This is a genomic window from Streptomyces sp. B3I8 (assembly GCF_030816915.1).
GTDB lineage: Bacteria > Actinomycetota > Actinomycetes > Streptomycetales > Streptomycetaceae > Streptomyces.
The window spans coordinates 6,479,663-6,501,656 of sequence record NZ_JAUSYN010000002.1 but is presented as its reverse complement, the minus strand read 5'-3'; the positions used below and the strand labels follow the sequence as shown (position 1 = coordinate 6,501,656).

The window sequence follows — 21,994 nt, the reverse complement described above, 5'->3', positions numbered from 1 at the left end:
GGGTGTCAGGCCGCCCGGAGGGACGCGAGACGGGCGGCGAAAGTCCGGCGGCCGCGTAGGTATTCTCCGCGCGGCAGCAGCCCGCCCGTGGTCATGGCTTCGCCGGCCCTTCCCGGGAGCGTCACCGGCACGACGAGGCGTCGTCGGCCCCGCACGCGCGCGATGCGACGCGCCATGTCGACCATGTCCAGCCGGTCGGGTCCCGCGATCTCGGGTGCCATGCCCGCCGGGCCGCCGGCGGCGTGCTCGACGAGCGTCTGGGCGACGTCCTGGGCGGCGACGGGCCGGGTCGGCGTTCTCGGCACCATGACGAGCGGTGACGCGCTGTTCAGCAGCGGTTCCGGGAACTCGAAGAAACGGGTGGCGCGCACCACCGCCCAGGGCACGTCTCCGTCGCGGACCAGTTCCTCCTGGGCGCGCTTGCCGAAGCAGTAGCCGAAGTCGGCTGCGTCGCTGCCCACGATCGACAGGGTGACCGGATGCGCGACTCCGCACGCGCTGCCTCTTCCCGCCGACATGGTTCGTGCGCCGCACCCTGGTGACAGGACACGCGCCCCGTCTCTGACACCCCCACACCGGCTGACGTGTCACACCCGCCCGCGCCGCTCGGTCACTGCGGAAGAGGGACCTGTCGGGCCTTGCCCCGGCCCCTGTACCCCGGCCGAGAGGAAGACCCATGACCACGCGCATCGTGACCGTCGCCGAAGGCGGACGGCTCACCCGTTCCGTCTCGATCGGCACGCACCACCTGACCTCCGACGAGCCCGAGCCCATCGGCGCCGACGAGGGCCCCACCCCGGGCGAGCTGCTGCTGGCCGCGCTGGGGTCCTGCACCTCCATGGCCGTGCGGGCTCTGGCGGACCGGCACGACTGGCCACTGGAGCGGATCGACGTGGCCGTGCGGTTCGGGAAGCAGGGTCACATCGTCAAGAACGTCGGGCTGACCGGTGGCCTGGAACCGGAGCAGCGGGAGCAGTTGCTGGCGGCGGCCGGGCGCTGTCCGGTCCACCGCCTGCTGGCCCGGGAGGCGAAGATCGTCACGGTGCCCGCGCTGCTGGCGGAACCGGAGGCGTCGCACGTCTGAGCCGGCCTTCGTCGGGCGGGTCAGGGCGTGGTCGCCATCGCCTCCAACCGCACCGAGCCGATCTCCTTGCGGGAGGAGACGCCGAGTTTCGCGAAGACCTTGCGCAGATGCCATTCGACCGTGTGCGGGCTGAGGAAGAGCCGTGCGCCGATCTCCGGGTTGGTGAAGCCTCCCTGCACGAGCCGGGCGATCTCGGCCTCCTTCGCGGTGAGGACCGCGGTCTCCGCCGGGACGCGGCCGCCCACCTTGACGCCGACGGCCTTCAACTCCCGTCGGGCGCGTTCCGCGAACGCCCCGGCCCCGGCGGCGTCAAGCATCTCGTGTGCCTCGCTCAGCCGGATACGTGCCTGCGCCCGTCGCCGTTCCACGCGCAGCCACTCGCCGTGCCGAAGCCGTGCGCGGGCGCTGTCCATCCGGACCCCGGCCGTGTCGAGCCGCTCGATCGCTTCCCGGTGCAGCGCGTCGGCCGTCCCGCCCTCGCTCAGCAGGGCGCGCGTGGCGGCGGAGATGCCGAGCGCCCAGGGGGTGCCGCTGGCCTGGGCCATCTCCTCGATCGTCCGTACGGCCTGGGCCGCCCGCTCGGTACGCCCGAGGCGCACGGCCGCTTCGACGAGTTCGACCCGGGACTGGAGGGACAGGCCCAGCTCCTGCGGGTTCTCACAGCCGCGCTCGGCCGCGGCGTATGCCTCCTCGTACCTGCCGAGGCCGTTGTAGAGGACGGCGGCGGCCCATTGGGTGGCCGTTGTCACCTTGCCCTCACCGCGCAGGAGGCGGTCCTGGGTAAGGGTCTCGATCGCCTGCCGGGTCGTCGATTCCCGCCCTCTGAAGGGCTCCAGGACGAGTGCGCCGTAGTGGGCGAAGAAGCTGCTGCCCGTGGCTTCGCCGATCGCGCTCGCCTCCACGGTGAGGGAGGCCGCGCCGTGCAGGTCGCCGGCGAACACCCGGTTCGACAGGCGCAGCAGAAGGGCGGAGGGCAGCACGGCGAGCGCTCCGTTGCCGCGGGCGAGGTCGACCAGTCGCGCCGACAGCTCGGACCAGGCGGCGAAGTCCCAGGTGTTGTGGGCCATGCGGCATACGAACGGCAGCCAGCCCAGGCCGTCCTCCCGGGAGAGTTCCCCTTCCCGGAACGCCGCCACGGCGTCCAGGAGGATCGGCGCGCCGACCGCGTAGCCCTCGGTCACCACCTGGGCGAGGCCCGTCAGAAGGCGGGTCTCCCGGCTCCCGGTACCGGAGTGGCCCGGCGTGCTGAGCAGCGCCTCGGCGACGTCGCGGACCCCGCCCGTGGCCAGCCGGCCCGCGGTCAGGGCCGCGTAGATGGCGTCCCGGTATGTCTGGTCGGCGAGTGCGGAGTCGAACGGCTGCACCCTCTTCGCCGCTTCGAGCAGCAGCGGGAGTCCGGTGCTGGCGCTCTTGGCCGCCGACATGATCTGGCCGCGCAGCAGGGTCGCACGTCCGGCTCCGGCCTCGTCGAGGTGGCTCAGCTCCGCGGCGTCGACCAGTTCCCGCGCGGCGTCGAAGGCGCCCGCCTGGTACTTCGCCCGGGCCGCGGCCAGTGCCCTGGCCCCGCGGCGCACCGGATCGGGGGTCAGCCCGGCGGCTCGGTCCAGGAAGGCCGCCGCCGCGGCGACACCACCGCGTGCCTGCGCCCGCCCGGCGGAGCCCTCCAGTTCGGCGGCGACGTCCTCGTCCGGACCCGTCGCGGCACTCGCGAGGTGCCAGACGCGGCGTTCGGGATAGAGCGTCGCGTCGATCGACTCCGCCAGGGCCGCGTGCACGCGCCGGCGTTCCTCGAACCCGGCGGCGCGGTACGCCGCGGAGCGCACCAGTGGGTGGCGGAAGCGGACCCAGGTGCCGAGGGTCATCAGACCCGCGGCCTCGGCTTCGGTGGCGGCGCGGTCCGCGTCGATGCCGAGACGCTCGGCGGCGCTCCGCAGCAGGGACACATCGCCGACCGGTTCGGTGGCGGCGATGAGCAGCAACTGCTGCGTCGGCGCCGGGAGGGTCCGGATGCGGCGGAGGAAGCCCGCCTCGATCTGGCTGGACAGGGGACGGGTCTCCGGTACGCCGAATCCCCCGGCCATCTCGAGGAGGGTCAGGCCGCGCGGCAGCTCCACCAGGGCAAGTGGGTTGCCGCGCGTCTCGGCGACGATGCGGTCGCGCACCCGCCGGTCGAGCGGACCGGTGACGACCGAGTCGAGGAGCTCACGGGAATCACGCTCGCCGAGTCCGCGCACGGCGAGCTCCGGGAAGTCGGCGAACACCTCGCGGGAGCCGGACTCGCGGACGGCCAGGACCAGCAGGACGGGTTCGGCGAGCAGCCGTCGGGCGACGAACTCCAGCGTCTGGGCCGAGACGCGGTCCAGCCACTGCGCGTCGTCGACCAGACAGAGCAACGGCTCGTCGCCGACTGCGGCGGCGAACAGGCTCAACGTGGCCAGACCGACCAGGAACCGGTCGGGAGCGTCACCGACCTGCATGCCGAAGGCCGTACGCAGGGCGTTGCGCTGCGGCTCGGGGATACCTTCGAGGTGGGCGAGCAGAGGAGCGCAGAGCTGGTGCAGCCCGGCATAGGAGAGTTCCATCTCGGACTGCACACCGACCGCCCTGACGACGCGGCACCCGGTGGCCCGGTCGAGCAGGTGGTTCAGCAGCTCGGTCTTGCCGATGCCCGCCTCACCGCGCACCACCAGCACTCCGCTGCGGCCGGCTCTGGTCTGCGCGAGGAGGCCGTCCAGGACTTCGCACTCGTCCTGCCGCCCGATGAGCTCGGTCCGTTCGCCGTCCCTCACCATGGCAGCCTCCCGGCTGTCACGATACCCCGGCGTTTCACTTTCCGTAGAACTGTCTCGAACTGATTGCCGAGGCCGGCGCGCGGGCGCTCGGGACCCCGTGAGGTTCGATGCTCCGGCCCGCGCCCGCCTCTGCCTTCTTCCGCGTGCCTGTCTTCCCGAACTCCCGTCCCGGCCGGGGCCCGCCGGCCGGAAGCCGCCGCTACGGATCCTGCGCCGACCTGGTGCCGCGTCGGTGGATCAGACCATCGATCCCACGACGACCGCCGTGCACACGAAGATCGTCAGACCGATCGCGGTCATGGCGATCAGCATGCCTCGCAGCCGGCGGCCGAAGCGGAGGCGGTGGGCCGCCTCGGCCGCGCCGATGCGCTCCGCGATGTGCTCGGTCACCATGCGGGCGACGTATTTCTGTTCCTCCAGATACCACCGCTCCAAGTCCCTCTTCTGCCCGTGGGTCAGCCCGTCGGCCCTCGCCGTGAAGGCGGACACTCGCCGGCGAGCGGCGCTGAGGTGCGCCTCGCGGTAGAGATACTCCTGTATGTCGGCCAGCCCGCGAGCGGCCTGCTTGCTCGTGTTCATGAGGTACTCCTGTGTCACTCCGGTGGGGACGTGACGCGACGCCGCGGCGGGCGCGGTGCCGGTGGGCCGCCGCCGGTCCTCCCGGGGCCGGCGGCCCACCCTCCGCTCAGCCGGTCGCCTGCGCCGCCTCGCTGATCAGCCGGGCGACCTCGCCCGGACGCGACACGCTGACCGCGTGGGAAGCGGAGACTTGCACCACCGTGGCCTTCGCGCGCTCGGCCATGTACGTCTGCGCCTGGGCCGGGATGTTGCGGTCCTCGGCGGCCACGAGGACCCAGGACGGGATGTCCTTCCACGCCGGCGCCGAGGCGCCCTCCGCCAGCGCGGCGTCGGCCACGGGCCGCTGCGTGGCCGCCATGACCGCCGCGGTCTCCTCCGGGACGTCGGCGGCGAACTGCTGGTGGAACCTGCTCTGCTCGATGTAGAGGTCCGCGGCGCGGCCGCCGTCGGGGAGCGTGACCGGCACCGGGCGGAGCGTCTCCCCGAGGGTGCTGCCCGGGAACTTGCCGGACAGGTCGACCGCGCTCTCGCCTTCGTCCGGCAGGAACGCCGCGACGAACACGAGAGCCTTGACGTGGTCGAGTCCCGTCGCGGCGTTGCTGATGACCGAGCCGCCGTATGAGTGCCCGGCGAGGACCACGGGCCCGTCGATGGACTCCAGGAGCTGTCTGACGTACGCGCTGTCCCCGGTCAGCCCGCGCAGCGGATTGCTCGCGGCCACCACCGGGTAGTCGTGCGACCGGAGCCCGGCGACGACGCCGTTCCAACTGGACGAGTCCGCGAACGCGCCGTGCACGAGGACGACGGTCGGTTTCTGTGCGCTCATGAGAGGGGCCTTTCCGGATCAGTCGGTGCCGAGGGCCTTGCGCAGAACGTGGATCGCCTGCTCGATCGCCGCGGTGGAGGCCTGCGTTCCGCGGACCGGGTTCAGCATCATGAAGTCGTGCAGGCCGGCGTTGTAGCGGACGCTCGTGGTCGGCACCCCGGCCTGGATCAGCTTGCGGGCGTACGCCTCGCCCTCGTCGCGCAGCACGTCGTTCTCGTCGACCACGACGAACGCCGGCGGCAGTCCCCGGAGGTCCTCCAGGGTGGCACGCAGCGGCGAGGCCGTGATCTGGTCGCGCTCCGCCGGATCGGTGGTGTAGGCGTTCCAGAACCACTCCATGGCCTTCGCGGTCAGGTGCGGTCCGTGCGCGAAGACGCGGTAGCTCTCCGTGTCCTGCCCGGCGTCGGTGACGGGGTAGAAGAGGGACTGGTGCAGGAAGGTCACGTCACCGCGCCGCTTGGCCATGAGGGTGAGGGCGGCGCTCATGTTGCCGCCGACGGAGTCACCGGCGATGACCATGCGGGAGCCGTCCAGGTCTTCGTCGGCGCCCTTGGTGGTGACCCACTGGGCGGTGGCGTAGGCCTGCTCGATGGCGACGGGGTACTTCGCCTCCGGAGAGCGGTCGTACTCGACGAAGACCACGGCCGCCTCCGCGCCCACGGCCAGCTCGCGCACCAGACGGTCGTGGGTGCCGGCGTTCCCGAGGATCCAGCCGCCGCCGTGCACGTAGAGGATGACGGGCAGCACACCGGTGGTGCCGACGGGCTTGACGATGCGCACCCGCACGTCACCGACCCCGGCGGACACGGTGATCCACTTCTCGTCCACGTCCGGCTTCTCCACCGGCCCGGACTGGACGTCGTCGAGCAGCTTGCGGGCTCCCTCGACACCGAGTTCGTACAGCAACGGTGGTTCGGCGGTGGCGTCGGCGAATTCCTGCGCGGCGGGCTCGAGAACGATGTCACTCATGGTCGGTCCTTGAGGTGGTGGGGCTTTTGGCTGGCTTTCCACCTCATGAGACCGCGTGGGGAGGCCATATGTGACGCATCGGGCCCGCACAACGGGTGTCGCTAGGGTCTTTCGTTCGGATCAGGCCGGCTGGGAGGCGCGGTGCGTCCTCGACCGACCCGAGCGGGGTCCGGTGCGTGCGGCGGCAAGGCGGAGGAGGGCGCCGGGGCGGAGCCCCGGCAACCGACGACAACGCCGCACAGGCGCCTGCCGGACCCCGCGACGCCGGAATGATTCGAACGAAAGGCCCTAGTCGGCGGCCACCCGGGTGGGATCCACCGGCCTCGGCAGCAGGAAGCCGTCGACGTACAGATCGACGTGCTCGTTGTAGAACGCGGTCAGTCCGGCGATGCGGTTGGCGTGGATGGTCGGGAAGTCGTACGTCCAGGCGATGTCCTCGTGGGCGCCGGTGTCGCTGTCGAACGACCAGTAGTCGCTCGTCGTCCCCTTGTAGGGGCACCGGGTCACCGTGTCGGAGTGCCGCAGCAGGGTCCAGTCGATGTCCATGGGATCGAGGTAGTAGCGGGTCGGCAGGCCGGTCTCGAACAGCTTTACGCAGCCGGAGGCTTCCGCCAGCACGACGCCGTCCACCTCGGCCCGGACGGTGCTGCGCGAACGCAGCGCGTCCACGCGCGAGTACGGGCTCCGCGGATGGACGAAGACCGGCTCGTCCTCCTCGAACCAGGAGTCCAGCGCCCCCCATGCGAAACGCACCGTGTCACGCAGGGCTTCGGGGGAGCCCTCCCCCCAGACCCAGGCCGCCCCCGCACGGACCTCCGGGCCGACCCGCAGGGTGTGGCGGTGAGCGGGCCCGGCACCGAGCTGCTCGGTGTGCTTGTCGTCGTCGAGCACACCCTCCACCAAGTCCTCGATCGGGATGCTGAATTGCGGGTACGCCTGCCACTCCCACACGTACAGCGCTCGGCGGGTGTCGAAGGCGACGCGGCCCCCGACCGTCCCCCGAACGCGGCGGGGAACGGGCTCGACGTGTCCGATCGGCACGATGAGGCTCGGGTGCAGGACACTCTCGTTTGCCATGGTGATCACCTTGGATTCGCTGAGGGTGCGCTCGCCGTGCCCGGGGCCCGGGAGGGCGGCGCCGACTCGGGCCGACGGGCCCGGTCCACTCGTTCGATGCTATCGCCCGCACCCGGCGACCACACCGAATATGGGTCGCGATGCGCTTTTCTTCACACCGTGTGCCCAGAGATGTGTCATGCCTGCGGGCTTCGAGGCCGGGGAACGGAACGTGCCGAGCGTACGGGCGGATCCGGTTGTCACAGAACGCGCGGGCACCCGGTCAACCGTCCGTAACCGTTCCCCCCTTGAGGAGATGCGTCATGGACGCGCGCATCAACCGGCGACGCCCTCGCGGGCAAGGTCGTGAAGCACCTGAACCCGGCCGGAGCGGCGGTCCGGGCCGCTCTGCCGGTCGCCACTCAGGAACGGGTGAAGATCCGGGCCGGCCAGATCAACGGCTGCGGTTCCCGCACGGAATGCAGGCCGAGGACGCCGCCGCGGCGGGTGAGGACCAGCAGGCCGCGGGCGGTTACAGGCCCGGCATGTTCGGCTGACGCAGCCGCTCCGGCCGCGCGGCAGCCCGGCCGGACGCGTACCGTCCGTCGCCTGCTCACCCCGACCCCCGAGCAGGCGACGGACCGCTCGGGCAACGCCACCCCAGGACTCGACATGAACCCCTCCCCCGCTCCCGAGAGCACCGCTTCCCTCCGCATCGCCGGCGCCCGTGGGCGGTGGACCCTGCTGGCCACCGTCCTGGGCTCCGGCGTCGTGCTGCTCGGCTCGACCGTCACCAACATCGCGCTCCCGCGCATCGGCCAGGACTTCGACGCCGGTCTCGGCGTCCTCCAGTGGACGGTGAACGCCTACATGCTGACCCTGGCGGGACTCATCCTGCTGGGCGGTTCCCTGGGCGACCGGTTCGGGCGGCGTCGCGTCTTCGTCCTGGGCCTGGTGTGGTTCGCGGTCGCCTCCCTGCTGTGCGGCCTGGCCCCGGACACCACCACGCTCATCGCCGCCCGGGCCCTGCAGGGCGTCGGGGGTGCGCTGCTCACGCCCGGTTCACTGGCGATCATCGAGGCCTCCTTCCATCCGGACGACCGGCCGCGCGCGATCGGCCTGTGGTCCGGCTTCGGCGGCATCGGCGCCGCCCTGGGGCCGTTCGTGGGCGGGTGGCTGGTGGACGGGCCCGGCTGGCGCTGGACCTTCGTGCTGAGCGCCGTCCCGGCGCTGCTGTGCGTCCCCGTCGCCCTGCGCCACGTTCCGGAGTCCGTGGGCGCATCGCGCCAGGCCGCGGTCGCCAGGGTCGGCGCGGGAGCCCGGCGCGGGGCCGGCTTCGACGTTCCCGGGGCCGTCCTGGGAGCCCTGACCCTGGCGCTGGTCACCTACGCGCTGACGGAGGCGCGCGACGGCGGGACCGTGGCCGTCGCCGCGGCCGTCGGCGGTGTCGTCGCGGGGGCCGCGTTCCTCCGCGTCGAACGACGCAGCGGCGACCCCATGATGCCGCCGGCGGTCTTCTCCTCCCGGCAGTTCACCGCCGTCAACCTGATCACCCTGTGCGTCTACGCGGGGACGGGCGGGTTCTTCTTCCTGACCGCGCTGCAACTGCAGATCGTCGTCGGGTACTCGGCGCTGGCCGCCGGGGCGGCGATGCTGCCGAACACCGCGCTGATGCTGCTGTTCTCGTCCCACGCCGGGATGCTCGCCCAGCGGCTGGGGCCGCGGGCCCCCCTCACCGCCGGCCCGCTGGTGTGCGGAGCGGGGATGCTGCTGATGCTGCGGGTCGGTCCGGGCGCGTCCTACGTCCATGACGTCCTTCCGGCCCTCCTGGTGACGGGCGCCGGCATGGTCGTCATGGTCGCCCCCCTGACCGTGACCCTGCTGGCCTCGGTGGACGCCTCGAACGCCGGGCTGGCCAGCGGCATCAACAACGCCGCTGCCCGGGCGGCGGGACTGGTGTCCGTCGCGGCGCTCCCGCTGCTGGTCGGGATGGGGCCGGAGGCCTACCGGTCGGACGCGTCCTTCGACGCCTCGTTCGGCCGGGCCATGCCGCTGTGCGCGGTCCTGCTCGCCGTCGGCGCGTCGGTCGCCTTCCTCACGCTGCGGCGGTCCGCCACCGCCCCTCGTGCCTCGCACGGGCACGCCCACGGCTGGCTGATGGAGCCACCGCTGGTGTCCCGCTTCACCCGTCATCAAACCGTCGAATGACCTCCGGCGCCGTGCACGGCGCCGGCCGTACGAAAGGAGACAGACATGTCGTACCCGTACCCGGAGCAGAAGTACTGGGGTGAGGACGGTGAGGTCAGCGCCGTCTTCCGGCCGGCCACCACACCGCCGAACCTGGGTGAGAGCGGTACCGGAAAGGACGCCACCCACTATCTGGCCACCACGGCCACCACACGGGGTGAGTTCGGGCTGTACCGGGTCGAGATGCGTCCCCGGGCGGGCGGCCCCAAGACCCATTTCCACAAGCGGATCTCGGAGTCCTTCTTCATCCTGGACGGCACCGTGCGCGTCTTCGACGGTGTGCAGTGGGTCGACGCCCGCAAGGGTGACTTCCTGCACGTCCCCCAGGGCGGGCTGCACGCCTTCCGCAACGACTCCGACGCACCGGCGGACATGCTGCTGCTGTTCACCCCGGGCGCCCCGCGCGAGGAGTACTTCGAGCAGGTCTCCCGGCTGGGGCACGCTTCCGAGGAGGAGCGTGCCGTGTTCTTCGACCGGCACGACTCGTACTTCGTGGAGTAGGAGCACATGACTCCCACTTCGTGGAGGAGGAACAGGGGCGGGAGCGGGAGCCGTTGACACCGCACAACGACGGGGCCCCGCATCCGTGACCTCCCGGCCTGGCCGGTGTCACGGGTGCGGGGCCCCGTCGTGGGTGCCCGGCCGAGGGTCAGGCGGTGGGCCGGGGTGCGCGCAGGTGGGCGCGCTCCTTCAGCTCCGCCTCGTCGACCAGTTCGAGCATGGGCTTGCCGGGCGCGCACATCATCGTGACGACGAACTCCGTCTTCCGGTCGCTGAGCGCGTTGCCGTCCTGGTAGTGGATGGCGTCGCCGCCCGGCTCCCAGAAGGTGCCGCCGGCCTCGACCACACGCTCGGGCTCACCCTCCAGTTCGAAGCGGACGGCGCCCTCGATGACGTAACCGAACGCCGGGCCGGAGTGGCGGTGCGGCGGGGTGCCGGGGTCACCGGGCTCCCACTCGACGTGGATGGTCATCGCCGAGGCGCCCTCGGGGACGACGATCGGCGAGGCGTCCTGGATCATCTTCGCCGCGCGGGTCCAGCTCGGGCCGTCCGCGTCGCCGGTTCCGTGTCCGTGGTGGGCGTGCTGTGCATTCTCCGACATCGAGTCGCACCTTCCGTGGTTCCGCCGTGACCGGGCGGCACATCGTCCGCCGTCACGGGGTCGTCTCCGGTCGTGATGACCGCTCGCCCTCCTGACCGGACACCGTGCGGGTCTGTGACACCGCGCCACGGCCGGTCGGGGACCGCGGCCCGGCCGCACGGTGTCACACGAGGGACTCGCGTTCTGTCTAGGTGAGACGGGCACGGTGGCACTTCGGCATCCGCCACCGTCCGCCCAGGACACCCAGCGGGGTCATCGGGCCCCCGACGGAGGAGACGCGGATGAGAGTCGTCGTTGCAGGTGCCACCGGACTGATCGGTTCCCGGACCGTCGCGCGGCTCCGGGACCACGGGGTGGAGGTCGTGCCGGTGTCGCGCGGGGAAGGAGTCGACGTCAGCACCGGCCAGGGCCTGGACCGGGCGCTGCGCGGCGCCGATGTGATCGTGGACGTCACCGACGCGCCCTCCCGGCGGCAGGAGACCAGCACCGCGTTCTTCACCACCGCGACGGGCAACGTCCTCAAGGCGGCCGCCGCCGCGGACGTCGAGCACTACGTGGCGCTGTCGGTGGTGGGCGCCGACCGGATCGGGTCGGGCTACTTCCGGGCCAAGGCGGCGCAGGAGGACCTGGCACGGCACACCACCGTGCCGTACTCCGTGGTGCGCGCCACGCCGTTCCACGAGTCCGTGGAGGCCGCCGCCGCGGCCGGCACCCGGCCCGACGGCGTGCATGTGCCGCCGCTGCTGCTGCGCCCCGTCTCGGCCGACGACGTCGCCGCGCTCCTCGCCCATGTCGCGGTGGGGCTGCCGCAGTTCGGCGTGGTCGAGACAGCCGGGCCCGAGGAGTTCCGGCTGGAGGACCTCACGGCCGAGGTGCTCGGTCTCCTCGGCCGGCCCGGCCCGGTGATCACCGACACGCGGGCCCCGTTCTTCGGCGCGGTGTTCGAGGAGCGGGCTCTGCTTCCCGGCCCGGACGCCCGGCTGGGTCATCACACGTTCTCCCAGTGGCTCAAGAGCCGCTGACCCCGCCGGGCGGCGCCGCCCGTCGCCCGGATCTCCCCCTCAGACCTGTCGCCCCGCGACACCCACCGTGTCCGCGGCCGGTGTCGCCGACACCACGCCGTGAAAAGAAGGCTGCCATGAGTGAACCCTCCCGGCCGACCGAGAACCCTGTGATCAGCGAGCTGGACCAGCTGCCCGACCGCGACCGCGAGGAGACCGCCGAGTGGCAGGCCTCCCTCGACGCCGTCGTGCGCAACGCGGGGCCGGAACGGGCGGTGTACCTGATGCGGCGGGTGCACGAGTTCGCCGCGAGTACGGGCATGTCCCTGCCGGGGCTGCTGCACTCGGACTACATCAACACCGTCCCGGCCGCCGCGCAGCCGGAGTTCGACGGCGACCTGGAGATGGAGTCCAGGATCACCGCGCTCAACCGGTGGAACGCGGCGGCGATGGTCACCCGCGGCGCGCGCCTCGGGCTGGGCGGTCACATCTCCACCTACGCCTCGGCGGCCTGGCTCTACGAGATCGGCTTCCACCACTTCTTCCGGGGCAAGGACGCCGACGGCTCCGGCGACCAGCTCTTCGTCCAGGGACACGCGTCCCCCGGCATCTACGCCCGGGTCTTCCTGGAGGGGCGGCTGAGCGAGAGCCAACTGGACGCCTTCCGCCGGGAGGCCGGCGGCCACGGACTGCCGTCCTATCCGCACCCCCGGCGGCTGCCGTGGCTGTGGGAGTTCCCGACGGTCTCCATGGGCCTGGGCCCCCTCAGCGCCGTCTACCAGGCCCGCTTCAACCGCTATCTGCACGCCCGCGGCATCAAGGACACCTCCGCCTCACGGGTGTGGGCGTTCCTGGGCGACGGGGAGATGGACGAGCCGGAGTCGACGGCCGCCCTGACCCTGGCCTCCCGCGAGAACCTGGACAACCTGACCTTCGTCATCAACTGCAACCTCCAGCGCCTGGACGGCCCGGTACGGTCCAACTCGAAGATCGTCCAGGAACTGGAGGCACGGTTCCGGGGAGCGGGCTGGAACGTGGTCAAGACGCTCTGGGGCGAGGCCTGGGACCCGCTGCTGGCGCAGGACACCACCGGCGACCTGGTACGGCGCCTGGGCGAGGTGCCCGACGCCCAGATGCAGACGCTCGCCGCGCGGGACGCGGCCTACATACGCGAGCACTTCTTCACCGGTGACGCCCTGTCGGCGCTCTCCGCCTCCCTGAGCGACGCGCGGGTGGTCGAGCTGTTCGAGAACTCGCGGGGCGGACACGAGCCGTTGAAGGTGTACGCCGCCTACCGGGCCGCCGTGGAGCACCGGGGCGCCCCGACGGTGGTCCTCGCCCAGACGGTGAAGGGCCACACGCTGGGCCCGGCGTTCGAGTCGCGCAACGCCAACCACCAGATGAAGAAGCTCACGATGGAGCAGTTCCGGGCCATGCGCGATCTGCTGGAGCTGCCCATCCCCGACAGCGCGCTCGCCGGCGACCAGGTGCCGTTCTGGCACCCCGGGCAGGACTCGCCCGAGGTGCGGTACCTGCGCGAACGCCGGGCCGCGCTGGGCGGGCCCGCACCCGTGCGCCGAGTGGTCGCCAAGCCGCTGCCGGAACCGCCCGCCAAGCCCTTCGAGGACCTGGAGAAGGGGTCCGGCCACCAGGAGATGGCCACCACGATGGCACTCGTCCGGCTGGTCAAGGACCTGATGCGCGACCCGCACAGCGGGGCCCGCTGGGTGCCGATCGTCCCCGACGAGGCCCGCACCTTCGGCATGGAGTCGATGTTCCCCACCGCCGGCATCTACTCGCCGCAGGGCCAGACCTACGACCCGGTCGACGCGGACCAACTGCTCCACTACCTGGAGAGCACGACCGGGCAACTGCTCATCGAGGGCATCACCGAGGCCGGTTCCGTCGCCGAGTTCGCCGCCGCCGCGACGTCCTACGCCACGCACGGCGAACCCATGATCCCCTTCTACATCTTCTACGCCATGTTCGGCTTCCAGCGCACCGGCGACCAGTTCTGGGCGCTGGGCGACCAGATGGGCCGCGGCTTCGTGGTCGGCGGCACCGCCGGGCGCACGACGATGACCGGCGAGGGCCTGCAGCACGGGGACGGCCACTCGCACCTGCTCGCCGCCACCAATCCGGCGGCCGTCAGCTACGACCCGGCGTTCGCCTACGAGATCGCGGTCATCGTCCGGGACGGTCTGCGCCGCATGTACGGCGAGCGGCCCGAGGACGTCTTCTACTACCTGACCGTGTACAACGAACCCAAGCACCAGCCCGCCATGCCGCCGGTGCCCGGCATCGAGGAGGGCATCGTCCGGGGCATCTACAGGTTCCGGCCCGCCGAGGCGCCCGCGGCCGGGCCCCGGCTCCAACTGCTCGCCTCCGGTACGGCGATCCACTGGGTCCTGCGCGCGCAGGAACTGCTCGCCTCCGACTGGGGCGTGCGCGCCGACGTGTGGTCGGTGACGTCCTGGACGGAGCTGCGCCGGGACGCGATGCGTGCCGACGACGCCCGGACGCGGGGCGAGGAACGCAGCCCGTTCGTCACTCGGGCGCTGTCCGGGGCGCCGGGGCCGGTGCTGGCCGTCAGCGACTGGATGCGGCAGGTGCCCGACCAGATCAGCCAGTGGGTCGAGCAGGACTACTACTCCCTGGGCACCGACGGTTATGGGCTGTCCGACACCCGTGAGGACGTGCGCCGCTACTTCCGGGTGGACGCCGAGTCGATCGTGGTGACCGCACTGGACCGTCTGGCCCGTGCGGGACAGGTCCCGCCGGAGACCGTCGCGCGGGCCCGCGCGCAGTACGGCCTCGACCGCTGAACCGCCGAACGAGGCGACCCCTGCCGCCCGCGTCGTCCGACGCGGGCCGTGCACGACAGGTCCGGCCGGGCCACGCGCCCCGTCGTTCCGTGAGGAGTTGGACGTCATCATGAGGCCGGCACCGACCTCGACGGACTCGCCGCGAGCCGGCAGCCCCCGCCGCCGGCGTCCTGCGCCGGGGCGGCGCGCACCGGCGCGGGCAGGCCGCGATCCTCGGCGTGGGGGCCACGGTCAGGAGGCCCGGGGTCGTGCGCGTCGGTGACGAGGAGGTCATCGGCGTCCGGGACCTGGTGCACCTGTCGCTCTCGTACGACCACCGGCTGGTGGACGGGGCGGACGCGGCCCGCTACCTGACGGCGGTCAAGGCGCTCCTGGAGTCGGCGGCGTTCGAGGGCGACCTGTACCCCGACGCCACTGTGTGAGCGAGGAGCGCCGGTGCGCGACACGCACACGGTGCGGGGTCGGGGAAGGGCCGGCGGTGAACCGCCGGCCCTTCGATCACCGGGTGCGCTCTCAGCGCACCGAGCGGGCGGCGTCCTCTATGACGCCGGTGACCTTTCCGGGGTGCGAGACGCTCACCGCGTGGGACGATCGCACCTCCGTGGTGTGGGCACCGGCCCGCCGGGCCATGAACTCCTGGGCGGCGGGCGGGATGTTGAGGTCCTGGGTGGCGACCAGGACCCAGGAGGGGATGGTCTTCCAGGCCGGTTCGGCCGCTCCCTCGCCCAAGGCCTCCTGGGTGACCGGTCGTTGGGTGACGGTCATGAGGTCGGTCTTGTCGCGGGGCACGTCGGCGGCGAACTGATGGCGGAACTTGTCGTTCTGGATGTAGAGGTCGGTGCCCGGGGAACCGTCGGCGTTCGTCACCGGCGCGGGGCGCAGCGCGTCACCGAGGGTGCTGCCGGGGAACCGCCCGGACAGGTCGACCGCGCTCTCGCCCTTCTCGGGGAGGAAGGCGGCAAGGTAGACCAGCGCCTTGACGTTCTTGTTGCCGGTGGCGGCGTTGCTGATGACCGAACCGCCGTACGAGTGACCGGCGAGCACGACGGAACCGTCGATTCCGGCCAGGACGTCCCTGAGGTAGGCGGAGTCGCCGCTCAGGGAGCGCAGCGGATTGGCGACGGCGACGACCGGGTAGCCGTCGTGCCGGAGCTTGCCGATGACGCCGTTCCAGCTCGTGGAGTCGGCGAACGCACCGTGGACCAGGACGACGGTGGGTCTGTCGCCGCGGTCGGCGGGGCCGCCCTTGTCGGCGGAGGCCGGGGCGATCGTGGTGGCGAGCAGGCCGGCGGCGACACCGGCGCCGGCCAGGACGGTCATCGTCGTGTGGGTCCGGCTGATGCGGGAGGTGCGGTTCATGTCGCATGCCTTTCGGGCGGGATCGTGATCGGTGTTCGCGGCACGTCGTGTCGCCTTTCCGCGTTCGGGACCGGAGACCCACCACATGCGTGACATGGTGTGAACGTGGTCTCCGCCCGTGTGCGTCGCCTCGCGGTTCAGGACCCGTGCCGACCGGTGATCTCTTCGCGTTCGGTCACCGTGGGCTTGGGGATCTGCGTCCCGGGGCCGTAGAGGAAGCCGCTGAGCCCGGCGCGCAGGCGCTGTGTGCGACGGGGCACGGCACCGTCCCCCTCGCGCGCGGACGCGGCGTCCAGGGGCCGGTACTGCTCGTGCGCGGTCAGTGTGTGCAGTCGCGCCGGGTCGAGGGGTTCGTGGACCTCGACGTACTCGCCGTGCGGCAGGCGCTTGATGACGCCGGTCTCGCGCCCGTGCAGCACCAGGTCGCGGTCCCTGCGCTGCAGTCCCAGTGCCACGCTCCTGGTGACGAGGAAAGCCAGGACCGGGACGACGAAGAGGCCGACGCGCACGGTTCGGGTCACGTCGTTGACGGACACGTGGAGGTGGGTGGCGATGATGTCGTTGGCGGCTCCGATCAGGGCCACCGAGTAGACACTGAGCCAGGCCACGCCGAGGGCGGTGCGCACCGGGCGGTTGCGGGGGCGGTCCAGCAGGTGATGCTCACTGTCGTCGTCCGTGACCCAGGCCTCCAGGAACGGGTAGGCCCCCAGGGCCAGGAAGAGCAGCATCCCGGCCAGCAGCGGCAGGAGGTTGTCCAGGGCCAGGGTGTGGCCCCAGAGCGAGATCTCCCAGCCGGGCATGACGCGCAGCAGGCCGTCGGCGACACCCATGTACCAGTCGGGCTGGGAGCCGGCGGAGACCTGGTCGGGACGGAAGGGACCGTAGTCCCAGACGGGGTTGATCTCGGCGACGGCGGCCATGAAGAAGATCACGCCGGCCACGAGGAAGAAGTAGCCGGCGGCCTTCACGGCATACACCTTGGCCGGGAGACCGACGACGTTGTCGTGGGTACGGCCGGGTCCGGGGTACTGCGCGGGCCGGTGACGCAGGGCCAGGACCACGTAGCCGACGATGAGGGCGACCATGAGTGCGGGGATGATCAGGACGTGCAGGGTGTTGAAGCGGGCGATCAGGTCGTCGCCGGGGAACTCACCGCCGAAGAGGAAGAACGACAGATAGGTCCCGACGACGGGGATCGACAGGATCGTGCCGTTGACGACCTGGAGCCCGGTGCCGGACAGCAGGTCGCCCGGCAGGTCGTAGCCGGTCAGACCCGCGAACATCGCCAGGACGAGCAGTCCGAACCCCAGCACCCAGTTCAGCTCCCGCGGCTTGCGGAACGCGCCGGTGAAGAAGATCCGCAGCATGTGGGCGAGGACGGCGGCGACGAAGACCAGGGCCGCCCAGTGGTGTGCCTGGCGGACGAGCAGGCCGCCGCGGACGTCGAAGGAGATGTGCAGGGTCGAGTCGAAGGCCTCCGACACCAACTGCCCGCGCAGGAGGGCGTAGTCGCCCTGGTAGACCACGAGGTCGGAGGAGGGGTGGAAGTAGAGGCTCAGATAGACACCCGTGATCAGCAGGATCACGAAACTGTAGAGCGCGATCTCACCGAGCATGAACGACCAGTGATCGGGGAAGACCAGGCGCCGGACGGAGCGTGCGACACGGCGGCGGCCCAGCCGGCTGTCCGCCCATCGGGCGAGCCTGTCCCCCGTGCGCTCCTGCTCCGGCTCCACCGGCCGGCTGTCGTGGCCCATCTCTTCACCCTTCGTTTCTGCGTCACCCGCGGCTCACCGGCGCCGCGGTGGCGGGCTTGGCCGCGGATCCGCGGCGGTGGCGCGGCGCGAGGGCTTCCGGCCGCCGTGCGCCCGTGGCGGGGGTGTGAGGACGCCCTCGCGGATCGCCCGACGGGGAAGACCGTCCGGCACACTTATGGCGCGATGCGTCCTGCTCATCCGGCACTGTGCTGTTCGGCATGGTTCGTGTGTCGCTGTCGTCACCATGACCGGCGAGACGGCGCGGGTGTGACATGCGCGGTGCCCCGGGCACGACAGCGGCGGGGCGGCCCCGGGGTGGCTCCCGCCCGGGCCCGGGTGTCAGCGGGACACGACGTTCTCCAGCTCCTCACCTGCGGCGAAACGGCTCAACTGGCGTCGGATGAGCTGTTCGAGACGGGGCCACAGGGAAGACGTGAACGCGCCGACGTGCGGCGTGATCAGCACGCCGGGCGTCTCCCGCAGCGGATGCCCCGGCGGGAGCGGCTCGGGGTCGGTCACGTCGAGCGCGGCCCGCAGCCGGCCCTCGTGGGTCTCCTTGAGCAGGGCGTCGGTGTCGACAACGGCCCCGCGTGCCACGTTGACGAGCAGGGCGCCGTCCTTCATGCGGGCCAGCATGCCCACGTCGAAGAGCTGACGGGTCTGCGGGGTCAGCGGGGTGGACAGCACGACGACATCGGCTTCGGGCACGAGCCGGGGCAGGTGTGCGGCGGAGCGGACGGGGCCCCGGGGCGCGTCCCGGTCCGCGCCGGCGACACGGGTCACCGCACATCCGAAGGGCACCAGGAGCTCCTCCAGCGCGGAGCCGACGGCACCGTAGCCGACGATGAGCACGGACCGCCCGTACAGGGACGGGAAGGCCTCCGGTCTCCACGCCCCGCCGTCCTGGGCACGGACCGACTCCGGTATGCCCCGCAGCGAGGCGAGGATCAGGGTCAGGGCCAGTTCGGCAGTGCTCGGAGCGGGGACCTTGCCCGCGTTGCACAGGGTCACGGGGCGAGGGAGCCGGTCCAGCTCCACGCGCAGTTCGTCCGTGCCGGCACTCAGGGCCTGCACCGCGCGCAGATGTGTCATGCGGGGCAGGGGCCTGCCGATGACACCGATGTCCTTGGTCAGCGGCGGGGCGTAGAACTCCACCTCCGCCGGGTCCGACGGGAAGGCCGAACGGCCGTCCCAGCGGGCGTACTCCAGTCCTGGCGGCAGGTCGATGAGATCGGCGAACTGGGCGGGCAGCCATACCTGCGGGTTTCTCACGGTCATGACGGCGTGTTCTGCTTTCCCTCCGGGTTCCGCGAGCCGGAACCGGAGAATTGACTGCGTGTGCCACCCACTTGTGACAGCCCGCCCCCGTGACGGGCCTCACCTCGGACCCGCTCGGGACGGGCCCCGCGCGCGGCACCCGCTGTCACAGGCCCGGCTCACACGTTGTCTAGCTGGACATGCACCTCGTCATCACCGGAGCACCGGTGTCCCGGCCGGACCCGGACCCCTACGCCGTGACCGCCGAGTTCTACGACATCCTTCAGGCCGACCGGGACGCGGCACGCGTCCGCGACCTCTACGGCCGACATGTCGCGCGGGCCCGTCTCGGTGTGCTGGACATCGGTGCCGGGACCGGCCGGGTCACGCTGATGAGCCTGGCCGAGTCCGCGGCCGACGTGCACGCGGTGGAGCCGGCGCGAGCCATGCGCACCTCCCTGCTCACCCGCCTCGCCACCCTGCCCGCGGGTCGGCGCGAGCGGGTGACCGTGCACCCGTACGCCCTGGACGAAGCGGCGCTGTACGCGGTCGCGGACGTGGCCGTGTGCCACAACACGGTCGCCTGTCTCCCCCCGGCCGCGCGGGACGCGCTGTGGCCCGCGATCCACGCGGCCCTGGCTCCCGGGGGCACGCTCCTCCTGGAACCGCCGCCCGCGCTGCTGCCCCCTCGCGACGTCGTGCGCCGTCTGCCGGAGCAGCGGGTGGGCGCGCACGTGTACGGCGGGCGCATGACGATGTCCGCGGCGGGATACCGCATCCGCACACGTGCCGACTACTGGGTGCGCAGCGGAGGACGTGTGCTGCGGGAGCACACGGAGTCGTTCTGGATGTGGCCCGCCTCGCGTGCTCGGATCGTTGACGACCTGGCACAGCACGGCTTCGTCCCGCTGCCGGGGCACGACGATCCGCGTGTTCTGGCGGTGACGCGGCCGGGCCGCCGGTGAACCGGCGGGCGGGGCGGGCGGCGAACTCCGGAGCACGGGGCCGGGCGGGCCCGTGCCACGGTGTCACAACGCGTGCCGTCGCCCGGTCTGAAGGGTGACCGGACCACTCGGTCCGTGTGCGCCTCACAGACTGGGACGGGGATCTCATGCCGCGTGCGAAGACGTTCGTGATCGTCGGGGGCGGTCTCGCCGCCGGCAAGGCCGCGGAGGAACTGCGCGAGCACGGCCACGACGGGCCGCTCGTCGTCATCGGGGACGAGCGGGAACGGCCGTACATCCGGCCGCCGCTGTCCAAGGGTTACCTGCTGGGCAAGGAGGACCGCGAGTCCATCCACGTGCACCCCGAGAGCTGGTACCGGGAGCACGACGTCGATCTGCGCCTGGGCACGAGCGTGGCGTCCGTCGACGCGCGTGGCCGGGCGGTGACGCTGGACGACGGCCGTCGCGTGCCCTACGCCGGTCTGCTGCTGGCCACCGGTTCCTCGCCGCGCCGCCTGTCGGTGCCGGGCGCGGACCTGGAGGGCGTGCTGTATCTGCGGCGCGTGGGCGACAGCGAGCGCCTCAAGGAGGCGTTCACCGAAGGCGCCCGGATCGTGGTGGTCGGCGGCGGCTGGATCGGGCTGGAGACGGCGGCGGCGGCCCGGGCGGCCGGCGCGGAGGTGACCGTGCTGGAGCGCGGTGAGCTGCCCCTGCTGAAGGTCCTGGGCCGGGAGGCGGCCGAGGTCTTCGCCGGTCTGCACCGGGAGCACGGTGTGGACCTGCGTCCCCATGCCCGGATCGAGGCCGTCACGGGAAACGGGGGCCGCGTCGACGGGGTCCGGCTCGCCGACGGCACTCACCTGCCCGCGGACGCCGTGGTCGTGGGGGTGGGGATCACACCCAACGTCCGTCTGGCCGAGGAGGCGGGCCTCGACGTGCGCGACGGCATCGTGACGGACGCCCACCTGCGAACCTCCGCCGCCGGTGTGCACGCCGCCGGTGACGTGGCCAGCGCCTACCACCCCCGGCTCGGCCGACACCTGCGCGTGGAGCACTGGGCCAACGCGCTGCACCAGCCCCGCACCGCCGCGCTGAGCATGCTCGGCCAGGACGCGGTGTACGACCGGCTGCCGTACTTCTACACCGACCAGTACGACCTCGGCATGGAGTACACCGGGTACACCGAACCCGGCGGCTACGACCGCGTCGTCTTCCGCGGGTCGCGCGAGGAGCGACGGTTCCTCGCGTTCTGGATGTCCGGCGACCGGGTGCTGGCGGGCATGAGCGTCAACCTGTGGGACGTCATCGGGACGATCCGCGCCCTGATCGAGTCGGGCGCGACGACGGACGACGCCGCCCTCGCCGACCCCTCGGTCCCGCTGGAGAGCCTGCTTCCCCCGCACGCGCGACCGACGGGAGACCAGGCGTGACCGGCACCGCTCCCGCACCGCTGCGCCCGATGCCGGACGACTGGCGGCGGGCCCTGGCCGTGGTGGCCCACCCCGACGACCTCGAGTACGGGTGCTCGGCGGCCGTGGCCTCCTGGGTGGCCGACGGCAGGGAGGTCACGTACCTGCTCGCCACCCGCGGTGAGGCAGGCATCGACACGCTGGATCCCGGACGGGCCGGCCCCCTGCGGGAGGCGGAACAGCGGGCCGCCGCCGCGGCGGTCGGTGTCCGCGCGGTGGAGTTCCTCGACCACCGGGACGGAGTGATCGAGTACGGCGTCTCCCTGCGCCGCGACATCGCCGCCGCCGTACGGCGTCACCGGCCCGAGCTGGTGATCACACTGAACCACCGGGACACCTGGGCCACCGGGGCCTGGAACACGCCGGACCACGTGGCGGTGGGGCGCGCCGTGCTGGACGCGGCGGCGGACGCCGGCAACCGCTGGATCTTCCCGGAACTGGCCGAACGAGGGCTGCCGCCCTGGAACGGTGTCCGCTGGGTGGCCGTCGCCAACTCACCGACGCCGTCCCACGCCGTGTCCGCCGAACCGGGCTTCGAACAGGGCGTCCAGTCCCTGCTGCGGCACCGGACCTACCTCGAAGCCCTGACCGAGGAGGACCCCGAGACGTACGCGCGCCGCTTCCTGCGCGAGAGCACCGGCGTCCACCGCGCACGGTTCGACGGCGCTCCCGCCGTCGCCTTCGAACTGTTCGGCCGATGACCGGGCGCCCGCGCACCCCTCGTCGC

19 protein-coding genes are annotated in these 21,994 nt (G+C 72.2%); 9 read left to right on the top strand and 10 right to left on the bottom strand.

The features are described from left to right. Positions 1–5: 5 nt before the first annotated feature. On the bottom strand, positions 6–461 hold the full coding sequence (locus QFZ64_RS30950) for an SDR family oxidoreductase (protein ID WP_307070774.1): 456 nt from the start codon (positions 459–461) through the stop codon (positions 6–8). Positions 462–676: 215 nt separating this feature from the next. Between QFZ64_RS30950 and QFZ64_RS30945 the strand changes: the two genes are divergently transcribed. Further along, entirely contained in the window at positions 677–1,084 is a 408-nt protein-coding gene (locus QFZ64_RS30945; protein ID WP_307070773.1) for an OsmC family protein, read from the top strand. A gap of 20 nt (positions 1,085–1,104) precedes the next feature. Here the strand turns inward: QFZ64_RS30945 and QFZ64_RS30940 are convergent, their stop codons facing one another. From QFZ64_RS30940 to QFZ64_RS30920, 5 genes are all read right to left on the bottom strand, one after another. Then, complete coding sequence (locus tag QFZ64_RS30940; protein WP_307070772.1) at positions 1,105–3,876, bottom strand: AAA family ATPase; 2,772 nt, start codon at positions 3,874–3,876, stop codon at positions 1,105–1,107. A gap of 237 nt (positions 3,877–4,113) precedes the next feature. Continuing rightward, positions 4,114–4,455 carry a hypothetical protein gene (locus tag QFZ64_RS30935; protein WP_307070771.1) on the bottom strand — a complete coding sequence of 114 codons (342 nt, stop codon included), beginning with the start codon at positions 4,453–4,455 and terminating at the stop codon, positions 4,114–4,116. A gap of 106 nt (positions 4,456–4,561) precedes the next feature. Continuing rightward, positions 4,562–5,281, bottom strand: a complete 720-nt coding sequence (locus QFZ64_RS30930) for an alpha/beta fold hydrolase (RefSeq protein WP_307070770.1) — start codon at positions 5,279–5,281, stop codon at positions 4,562–4,564. A gap of 18 nt (positions 5,282–5,299) precedes the next feature. Beyond that, the gene (locus QFZ64_RS30925) at positions 5,300–6,250 is read right to left on the bottom strand and encodes an alpha/beta hydrolase (protein WP_307070769.1); all 951 of its coding nucleotides are present in this window, start codon (positions 6,248–6,250) and stop codon (positions 5,300–5,302) included. Positions 6,251–6,538: 288 nt separating this feature from the next. Further along, on the bottom strand, positions 6,539–7,327 hold the full coding sequence (locus tag QFZ64_RS30920) for a DUF427 domain-containing protein (protein ID WP_307070768.1): 789 nt from the start codon (positions 7,325–7,327) through the stop codon (positions 6,539–6,541). A 651-nt stretch (positions 7,328–7,978) separates the two neighbouring features. Between QFZ64_RS30920 and QFZ64_RS30915 the strand changes: the two genes are divergently transcribed. Both QFZ64_RS30915 and QFZ64_RS30910 read left to right on the top strand, forming a co-directional pair. After that, positions 7,979–9,514, top strand: a complete 1,536-nt coding sequence (locus tag QFZ64_RS30915) for an MFS transporter (RefSeq protein WP_307070767.1) — start codon at positions 7,979–7,981, stop codon at positions 9,512–9,514. A 45-nt stretch (positions 9,515–9,559) separates the two neighbouring features. Next, on the top strand, positions 9,560–10,054 hold the full coding sequence (locus QFZ64_RS30910; protein ID WP_307070766.1) for a cupin domain-containing protein: 495 nt from the start codon (positions 9,560–9,562) through the stop codon (positions 10,052–10,054). 148 nt (positions 10,055–10,202) lie between these two features. On the opposite strand, the gene QFZ64_RS30905 is transcribed toward QFZ64_RS30910, so the two are convergent. Further along, positions 10,203–10,655 carry a cupin domain-containing protein gene (locus QFZ64_RS30905; RefSeq protein WP_307070765.1) on the bottom strand — a complete coding sequence of 151 codons (453 nt, stop codon included), beginning with the start codon at positions 10,653–10,655 and terminating at the stop codon, positions 10,203–10,205. Between the two features lie 281 nt (positions 10,656–10,936). On the opposite strand from QFZ64_RS30905, the gene QFZ64_RS30900 reads away from it, so the two are divergent. The 3 genes from QFZ64_RS30900 (at position 10,937) to QFZ64_RS30890 (ending at position 14,903) form a co-directional block, all read left to right on the top strand. Next, positions 10,937–11,677: an SDR family oxidoreductase gene (locus tag QFZ64_RS30900; protein WP_307070764.1), complete on the top strand. Its 741-nt coding sequence runs from the start codon at positions 10,937–10,939 to the stop codon at positions 11,675–11,677. A 116-nt stretch (positions 11,678–11,793) separates the two neighbouring features. Then, complete coding sequence (aceE, locus tag QFZ64_RS30895; protein ID WP_307070763.1) at positions 11,794–14,481, top strand: pyruvate dehydrogenase (acetyl-transferring), homodimeric type; 2,688 nt, start codon at positions 11,794–11,796, stop codon at positions 14,479–14,481. Positions 14,482–14,651: 170 nt separating this feature from the next. Beyond that, positions 14,652–14,903 carry a 2-oxo acid dehydrogenase subunit E2 gene (locus QFZ64_RS30890; RefSeq protein ID WP_307071926.1) on the top strand — a complete coding sequence of 84 codons (252 nt, stop codon included), beginning with the start codon at positions 14,652–14,654 and terminating at the stop codon, positions 14,901–14,903. A 91-nt stretch (positions 14,904–14,994) separates the two neighbouring features. On the opposite strand, the gene QFZ64_RS30885 is transcribed toward QFZ64_RS30890, so the two are convergent. The 3 genes from QFZ64_RS30885 to QFZ64_RS30875 all read right to left on the bottom strand — a co-directional run bounded on the left by QFZ64_RS30885 (position 14,995) and on the right by QFZ64_RS30875 (position 18,875). After that, positions 14,995–15,840, bottom strand: coding sequence for an alpha/beta fold hydrolase (locus QFZ64_RS30885; protein ID WP_307070762.1), 846 nt, complete (start codon positions 15,838–15,840; stop codon positions 14,995–14,997). A gap of 137 nt (positions 15,841–15,977) precedes the next feature. Continuing rightward, positions 15,978–17,597 (bottom strand): ubiquinol-cytochrome c reductase cytochrome b subunit, encoded by a 1,620-nt coding sequence (locus QFZ64_RS30880; protein ID WP_307070761.1) that lies wholly within the window; start codon positions 17,595–17,597, stop codon positions 15,978–15,980. A gap of 339 nt (positions 17,598–17,936) precedes the next feature. Next, positions 17,937–18,875, bottom strand: coding sequence for a 2-hydroxyacid dehydrogenase (locus QFZ64_RS30875; protein ID WP_307070760.1), 939 nt, complete (start codon positions 18,873–18,875; stop codon positions 17,937–17,939). Positions 18,876–19,054: 179 nt separating this feature from the next. Here QFZ64_RS30875 and QFZ64_RS30870 point away from each other — a divergent pair, with 179 nt between their 5' ends. The 3 genes from QFZ64_RS30870 to QFZ64_RS30860 all read left to right on the top strand — a co-directional run bounded on the left by QFZ64_RS30870 (position 19,055) and on the right by QFZ64_RS30860 (position 21,968). Beyond that, positions 19,055–19,819 (top strand): class I SAM-dependent methyltransferase, encoded by a 765-nt coding sequence (locus tag QFZ64_RS30870; RefSeq protein ID WP_307070759.1) that lies wholly within the window; start codon positions 19,055–19,057, stop codon positions 19,817–19,819. Between the two features lie 146 nt (positions 19,820–19,965). Continuing rightward, positions 19,966–21,228, top strand: a complete 1,263-nt coding sequence (locus tag QFZ64_RS30865; protein ID WP_307070758.1) for an NAD(P)/FAD-dependent oxidoreductase — start codon at positions 19,966–19,968, stop codon at positions 21,226–21,228. Further along, entirely contained in the window at positions 21,225–21,968 is a 744-nt protein-coding gene (locus tag QFZ64_RS30860; RefSeq protein WP_373430692.1) for a PIG-L deacetylase family protein, read from the top strand. The genes QFZ64_RS30865 and QFZ64_RS30860 overlap by 4 nt, the downstream gene beginning before the upstream one ends. Positions 21,969–21,994: the final 26 nt, after the last annotated feature.